6 protein-coding genes are annotated in these 7,409 nt (G+C 67.6%); 3 read left to right on the top strand and 3 right to left on the bottom strand.

Annotated features, from left to right (window positions below; all coding sequences use genetic code 11):
* Nucleotides 1-7: 7 nt before the first annotated feature.
* Entirely contained in the window at nt 8-1,099 is a 1,092-nt protein-coding gene (locus AC5RWD_RS04535; RefSeq protein WP_494018890.1) for a carbohydrate kinase family protein, read from the bottom strand.
* A gap of 125 nt (nt 1,100-1,224) precedes the next feature.
* On the opposite strand from AC5RWD_RS04535, the gene AC5RWD_RS04540 reads away from it, so the two are divergent.
* The 3 genes from AC5RWD_RS04540 to AC5RWD_RS04550 all read left to right on the top strand — a co-directional run bounded on the left by AC5RWD_RS04540 (nt 1,225) and on the right by AC5RWD_RS04550 (nt 5,867).
* The gene (locus AC5RWD_RS04540) at nt 1,225-2,673 is read left to right on the top strand and encodes a family 4 glycosyl hydrolase (RefSeq protein WP_494018891.1); all 1,449 of its coding nucleotides are present in this window, start codon (nt 1,225-1,227) and stop codon (nt 2,671-2,673) included.
* Between the two features lie 182 nt (nt 2,674-2,855).
* On the top strand, nt 2,856-4,133 hold the full coding sequence (gene mshA / locus AC5RWD_RS04545) for a D-inositol-3-phosphate glycosyltransferase (RefSeq protein WP_494018892.1): 1,278 nt from the start codon (nt 2,856-2,858) through the stop codon (nt 4,131-4,133).
* A gap of 21 nt (nt 4,134-4,154) precedes the next feature.
* Complete coding sequence (locus AC5RWD_RS04550) at nt 4,155-5,867, top strand: formate--tetrahydrofolate ligase (protein ID WP_494018893.1); 1,713 nt, start codon at nt 4,155-4,157, stop codon at nt 5,865-5,867.
* 319 nt (nt 5,868-6,186) lie between these two features.
* Here the strand turns inward: AC5RWD_RS04550 and AC5RWD_RS04555 are convergent, their stop codons facing one another.
* Entirely contained in the window at nt 6,187-7,146 is a 960-nt protein-coding gene (locus AC5RWD_RS04555) for an endonuclease domain-containing protein (RefSeq protein WP_494018894.1), read from the bottom strand.
* 139 nt (nt 7,147-7,285) lie between these two features.
* Nucleotides 7,286-7,409 (bottom strand): IS3 family transposase (locus tag AC5RWD_RS04560; RefSeq protein ID WP_494018906.1); only part of this gene is annotated, 124 nt, incomplete at its 5' end.

Here is a 7,409-nt window from a genome sequence, read left to right on the forward strand (position 1 = left end):
CGCCTGCTCAGGCATCCGAGAGGTGAGCAATGGTGGCCGCCGCGCGCCGCTGGGCTTCCTGCGGAACATCCCGGACGATGTCGGCGAGGAAGGAGTAGCGGCGCAGCCACTGGCTGCCGCGGCGTTCCGGCCGGGCGTTGGCGCGTTTCCACCAGTCGGCGATGTCGCCCCAGCCGGGCGCTGCCAGGGAACCGCCCACTTCCTGGACTGCCAGTGCGGCGCAGAGATTGGCGAACCGGAGCCGGTCGCCGAGGGGCCACCCCGCCAGGCTCCCCACGATGAAGGCGGCCCCGAAGCAGTCCCCGGCACCGGTTGGATCGTAGGCGGCCACCGGCAGCGAGGGCACCCATTCCTCCTCGCCGGTTTCCGAGTCCACTGCCACGGCACCCTGCGCGCCCAGTGTCACCACCGCCACCGGCACCCGGTCCGCCAGGGAGTACAGCGCCGCCCAGGGATCGTTCTTGCCGGTGAAGGCCATCGCCTCGCGCTGGTTGGGCATAAAGGCGTGGAAGTACTGCAGGTTGGCAAGCCGCGCATGGGCCCATTCGCCGGTGGGGTCCCAGCCGACGTCGCCGAACAGTTTCACCCCCTCCTTGTGCGCCGCGAGCGCCCACGGCTCCAGCTCATGGCCGAGGTCCGCCACGGCAGCCAGCGCACGGGGCGGATTGCCGATCAGCTCGGAGGAGGTCACCGGTGCCGGGTGCCCGTGCGTGACCATGGAGCGGTCGTGGTCCACGCTCAGTGATACGGTCACCGGCGAGTGCCAGCCTTGGATCCGTCTGGAGAGTGAGAGGTCCACGTGCTCCTGCCGGTCCAGGACCTTCCAGTTGTAGTCGCCGTAGCCGTCGTCGCCGAAGGCCGCAGCCAGCCCGGTCCGCAGGCCGAGGCGCGCGGCCGCGATGGCCTGGTTGGCCACGCCGCCCGGGCAGCTGCCCATCCCCTCGCTCCAGATTTCGGTCCCGGGCTCGGGCGCATGCGGCAGCCCGGTGAAGATGATGTCCTGAAAGACGGTCCCGGCCAGCAGCAGGTCGAACTCTCCGGCCGCCTGGGTACGGACGGCCGAAAGCGGGTCGAAACGGCGTGCGGGATTCGCCTCCATGTTCGGCACATTACGCTGTGTACCTTGGCGTTGAAACCCCGCGATGTGGGGTGGGGACGCGTCCGGCTGGCCTCCGGCGCTTCAGGACCTGCCGAGTTGTTGGCTGCTGCGCATAAACTCCTGCCATGCGGCTCATGATCGCCGGCGGCGGCGGATTCCGGGTTCCCCTCGTTTACCGTGCCCTGTGTTCCGGGCCCTATGCCGGGCTGGTCACCGAAGTGGTGCTGTACGACGTCGACGGCGGCCGCCTGGCGGCAATCGAGGCCGTCCTACGGTCCATGTCTTCACAGGTGAGCGGCGCTCCGGACGGAAGTTCCGGCGTCGGACGTTCCTCCGGGCGCCCACCCGTGGTGACGTCCACGACGTCCCTCCCCCAGGCCCTCGACGGGACGGAGATGGTGTTTGCCGCCATCCGCCCGGGCGGAACGGCCGGCCGGGTTGCCGACGAACGGGTGGCCCAGGGCCTCGGGCTGCTGGGCCAGGAAACCACCGGCGCGGGCGGCATCTCTTATGCGTTGCGGTCCATTCCGGCGATGCTGGAGTTGGCCGCCCACATGCGGACGCATTGCCCGGACGCCTGGCTGATCAACTTCACCAATCCGGCGGGGATGGTCACCCAGGCGCTGGCTCCCGTGCTGGGCCGAAAGGTGATCGGCATCTGTGATTCCGCGAGCGCCCTGGTGCACCGCGCCGCCCGGGCGGCCAAGGTGCCGCTGCCGGCGGGAACGCTCGATGGCGTGGGCTACTACGGGCTGAACCATCTCGGCTGGCTGTACCGGCTGGAGAGCGGCGGACGGGATGTCCTTCCCGGCCTGCTGACCGACCGGGAAGCCCTGGCCAGCTTCGAGGAGGGCAGGCTGTTTCCGCAGCCTTTCCTGCGCGATCTGGGGCTGCTGCCGAACGAGTACCTGTTCTACTACTACGAGGCGGCGCGCGCGACGGCGGGGATGCGGGCCATGGCCAGGACGCGCGGAGAGTCGATCCACGGCCAGCAGGCGGAGCTGTATCCGCGGCTGGCCATCGCCGGGGACGAAGCGTACGGCGTGTGGGAGGCGGCGCGGCTGTCCCGCGAGGAGGGCTACCTGGCCGAAGCCAGGACCGGTGGCGAAGCGCGGAACCCCGAGGATCTGGCCGGCGGCGGTTACGAGCAGGTGGCCCTGGCCGTGATGCGGGCGCTGGCCGGGGGTGCCGTCGTCGATGGGGTGGGGGCTGCTACCGAGCTGATCCTCAATACACCGAACTCCACCGGACAGTCCTTTGCCGGGGCGGGCGGCTCCCAGGCCGCTATTCCCGGGCTGCCGCCGGACGCCGTCGTCGAAGTTCCCTGCACGGTCACGCCGGACGGCGCGGTGCCGCTCCCGCAGGACAGGCCCGCCGAACCGCAACTCCGCCTGCTGCAGCAGGTCAAGACAGTGGAACTGCTCACCGTCCGTGCGGCCTCTACCGGCGACCGTGATGCAGCGCTGGAAGCCTTCGCGGAACACCCGCTGGTAGGGTCCCCTGACCTCGCCGATGCGTTGCTCACCGGATACGAGGGCGCGTTCCCGGAGTTGGCCCGGTTGTGGCGCCAGTGACGGGGCACGGGGCGGTGACGGGCAGGCTGCGGTTTTAGCATGGCCGCGCTACATCCGCTGGCCGCGCTGCTGGCGTGTGAAACACCACGCCAGCGGCAGCTGCAGCCCCACCGTCGCGCGGACCGTTCAGGAGTAGTGTTTTACCCGATGAAGTTCCAGCAGTCCGGAGAGGAGGGAGGCCCGTGTCTGTGATCAAGCGTGTGGCGTTCCTGTCACTGCATACCTCCCCGATGGAGCAGCCCGGTTCCGGGGACGCCGGCGGCATGAACGTCTACATCCGCGGCCTTGCCTCCGCCCTGGCCGAAAGCGGCGTCGAAGTGGAGATCTTTACCCGCTCCACCGCTGCCGGGCAGCCCGCCGTCGAACATCCCGACCCCGGCGTCTGCGTCCACAATGTCCTGGCCGGTCCGCCGCGCAAGCTCCCCAAGGAAGAACTCCCCGAACTGCTGCACAGCATGGTCGCCGAAATTGAACGCGTCCGAGGCCAGCAGCCGCACGGCCGCTACGACCTCATCCATTCCCACTACTGGGTCTCCGGCGTCGCCGGCCTCGAACTGTCCCAGTTATGGAATGTTCCCCTGGTGCACACCATGCACACCATGGCCAAGGTCAAAAACCTCCTCCTGCACTCCGGCGAACAACCCGAACCCCGGCGCCGCGAGGACGGCGAACACCGAATCGTCGACGGCGCCACCCGCCTGATTGCCAACACCACCGCCGAGGCCGCTGAACTCGTCTCCCACTACGGCGCCGACTTCGACCACATCGACGTCGCACCCCCAGGTGTGAACCTCTCCGTCTTCACGCCTGCGTTCCGCGCCCGGTCCCGCGCCGCACACGGCATCACTCCCGGCACTTTCCACCTGCTTTTCGCCGGCCGGATCCAACGCCTCAAAGGCCCGCAGATCCTGCTCAAGGCTGCCGCCCTGCTCCGCCGCCGCCGCCCCGACATCGACCTCAAGCTCACCATCCTCGGTGCGCTCAGCGGCGCCAAGGACTTCAACCTCAAAACCCTCGTCAGCTCCGCCGAACTGGACGACGTCGTCACCCACCACCCGCCTGTCGGCGCACCCGACCTTGCCGGCTGGTTCCGAGCCGCCGACGTCGTCGTCATGCCCTCGTACAGCGAATCCTTCGGCCTGGTGGCCCTCGAGGCCCAGGCCTGCGGCACCCCCGTCCTCGCCACCCGCGTCGGCGGACTCACACGAGCAGTCAGCCACGGCCGCACCGGCCTGCTCGTGGACGGCCACCATGCCGCCGACTGGGCCGATGCCCTCGAAGCCCTGCATGATGACCCCACCACCCGCCACAACATGGGCACCGCTGCCGCCATCCACGCCGCAAACTCCGGCTGGCAGCGCACCGCCGCCATCACCCTCGACAGCTACCACGCCGCCGTCGACGAATATGCCTCCCGCCACCCGATGGCCACCGTTTACGGGTCCCGGCTCACCGGCTAAACCCTTCCGGAAAGGACAATGATGTCTGACAGCACTCCCCTGAGCGGTACCGGCCCGAGCAGCACTTCCCTGAGCGACCTGGACATTGCCCGCAGGGCGGTGCTGCGGCCGATCGAGGAGATCGCAGCAAGCGCGGGCATCGATGCGGCAGCGGTGGAGCATTATGGCCGCTACAAGGCGAAGATCGACCCCGCGAAGCTGTCAGCCCCTGCACCAGCGGGAAAAGTGGTCCTGGTTTCGGCGATGTCGCCCACGCCCGCCGGGGAAGGGAAATCAACCACCACTGTGGGACTGGCGGATTCGCTGGCGCGGGCGGGCCACAAGGTGATGGTCGCGCTGCGGGAGCCCTCGCTGGGCCCCATCCTCGGCATGAAGGGCGGGGCCACGGGCGGCGGGCTGTCCCAGGTTCTGCCGATGGACGAGATCAACCTGCATTTCACCGGTGACTTCCATGCCGTCACATCGGCCAACAATGCCCTCATGGCCCTCGTAGACAACCACATCTACCAGGGCAACGAACTGAATATCGACCCCCGCCGCATGACGTTCAAGCGGGTCCTGGACATGAACGACCGTTCCCTTCGCGAGATGGTCATTGGACTCGGCGGCCCCACCCAGGGGGTCCCCCGCCAGGACGGCTTCGACATCACCGTCGCATCCGAAATCATGGCGGTCTTTTGCCTGGCCACCGACATTGCCGACCTGCGGGACAGGCTGGGCAGGATCACCTTCGGCTACACCCACGACCGGGCGCCGGTTACCGTTGCGGACCTCGGCGTGCAGGGCGCGCTGACGCTGCTGCTGAAGGACGCGATCAAGCCCAACCTCGTCCAGACCATCGCCGGCACTCCGGCCCTGGTCCACGGCGGGCCGTTCGCGAACATTGCCCACGGGTGCAACTCGCTGATCGCCACGCAAACCGCCCGGCGGCTGGCAGACATCGTGGTGACGGAAGCGGGATTCGGGGCCGACCTCGGTGCGGAAAAGTTCATGGACATCAAGGCGCGGATCGCTGATGTGGCGCCGTCCGCCGTCGTGGTGGTGGCCACCGTCCGCGCGCTCAAGATGCAAGGCGGGGTTCCCAAGGACCGGCTGAACGAGCCGAACGTGGAGGCTGCGGCGGCGGGTGTGGTGAACCTTCGCCGCCATGTCCGGAATGTGGAGCGGTTCGGCGTGACACCGGTGGTGGCGATCAACAAATTCCCCGCCGATACCCCGGAGGAGCTCGACTGGCTGCTCGGCTGGTGTGCCGGCGAGGGCATCCAGGCAGCGGTGGCGGACATCTGGGGGCGGGGCGGGGGCGGCGACGGCGGCGATGAGCTCGCGGCCAAGGTCGCCGCGGCGGTGAACGGCCCGTCGTCGTTCCGGCATCTGTACCCGCTGGACATGTCCGTGGAGGACAAGATCCGCACCATCGTCCAGGAAATCTACGGCGCCGACGGCGTGGACTTTTCGGTGCCTGCACTGCGCCGGCTGGCGGATATTGAGAAGAACGGTTGGTCCGGACTGCCTGTCTGCATGGCCAAAACCCAGTACTCGTTCACGGACGACGCCTCGCGGCTGGGGGCGCCCAAGGGCTTCACCATCCATGTGCGCGACCTCATTCCGAAGACCGGCGCGGGCTTCATCGTGGCCCTGACCGGAGCGGTGATGACCATGCCAGGCCTTCCGGCCGTTCCCGCGGCGATGCGGATGGACGTGGACGACTTCGGCAACCCGGTTGGCCTCTTCTAGCCCCTCTCTCACCTCCCGCCACCTTCCACCCCAACGCGTCCTCACCTCCTGCCGCATCCACCCCAACCCTTCCTCACCTCCCGCCGCTACCACCCCAACCCTTCCTCACCTCCCGCCGCTACCACCCCAACGCGTCCTCACCTCCTGCCGCATCCACCCAACCCTTCCTCACCTCCCGCCGCTTCACCCCCAACGCGTCCTCCCGCCGCTACCACCCCAACGCGTCCTCACCTCCCGCCGCTTCACCCCCAACGCGTCCTCCCGCCGCTACCACCCCAACGCGTCCTCACCTCCCGCCGCTACCACCCCCAACGCGTCCTCAGACCGCATCGGCAAATCCGGACGCCTGAGGATGGTCCAGGTGGCTCGCTCGCATCGCGCGCTTGATCAGGCGGATGGCCCGCTCGAAGCCATCAGCCAGATCCGCCTTGCCAAACACAACAACGGTCCACCCAGCAGCCTCGAATGCTTTGTCACGCCGCCTGTCGCTGAAGATTTGAGGCTCGAGAAGGTGGTGTCCGCCGTCGTACTGTATGGCCAGCCGCCGGTTCCTGTAGCCGAGATCGGCAGTCGGCCCGACGGTCTGGTCCTCTCGCAGTGGCACCTGCAGCTGAGGCTCCGGCAGGCCTGCGTCCTCCATCGCGAGGCGGAGCAGCGACTCGGGCGCAGAATCCGCTCCGACGCGCATCCGCTCGAGCGCGGCCCGCGCCCGGACCACACCCTGAAGATTCGGATGGCGGGCGACGAGGGAACGCAGCCCATCAAGCGTGTCGAACGGCTCGATCCGGTCTTCGAATTCCGCTCTGGGAACGCGAATCAGTTCATCGCCCATGCAGACCAGTTCGCCCTCCGACAGCCGTCTCGCCATATCGAGCCAGGTGCGGGACCTGCTGCTTATTCGAATTCCGTCGACGACTTCGATCTCGTCCTCGTACGCCAACACCGAGTGCCCGATCACGCCTCTTCGCCGCACCTCCGGCAGGGAATGCGGTTTGCTTAAATGCAATTCGGTCGAATCTGCCAGCCGTGCGGGCAGAATTTGGCTTCGAATCCGGGCCGCTGTGACATGCGAAATCCAAGCACCGGGCGATGCCGCAGACAGCGCGCGTGACGCGCCCTCAAGCTCGAAGCTCCAGCCGCTCGGGCGGTACAGTTCACGACTTACATGCGCGACGTCGGCCCGTCGCAGTCTGCTGGGTGGAACTCCGGACGCTTTCGCGGATCCCAGCGTGAAGGGGGCAGACAGCAGGCTGACAGGAAGATCGGTACATCTTTGCATAAGGCATTGTTGCTCGAAACCGGCTCGAACCGCAGAAGTTATCCACAGGCATGATGTGCCTCAGCCAAACCTGAGGAAGCGTCCGGATTCAGACGACGAAATGAACTGGTCCCCGATAGTTGGACCTGGTTAGTAAGGCCTAGGCTGCAAGGGCCTGGCTTCGGTGTTGTATCGGGCTCAAGCCGTTGAGCTTCGTGGAGATTCTTTCGGTGTTGTACCAGCGGATGTACTCGTGCAGTGCTGTTGCCAGCGCCTCGGTGCTG

The sequence above is a fragment of the Arthrobacter sp. CMU6 genome, from assembly GCF_059090205.1.

Excerpts from the sequence above, each read along its gene's own strand:
- AC5RWD_RS04535 (WP_494018890.1), bottom strand. The coding sequence starts at position 1,099 with ATGGAGGCGAATCCCGCACGCCGTTTCGACCCGCTTTCGGCCGTCCGT.
- AC5RWD_RS04540 (WP_494018891.1), top strand. The coding sequence starts at position 1,225 with ATGCGGCTCATGATCGCCGGCGGCGGCGGATTCCGGGTTCCCCTCGTT.
- AC5RWD_RS04550 (WP_494018893.1), top strand. The coding sequence starts at position 4,155 with ATGTCTGACAGCACTCCCCTGAGCGGTACCGGCCCGAGCAGCACTTCC.
- AC5RWD_RS04555 (WP_494018894.1), bottom strand. The coding sequence starts at position 7,146 with ATGCAAAGATGTACCGATCTTCCTGTCAGCCTGCTGTCTGCCCCCTTC.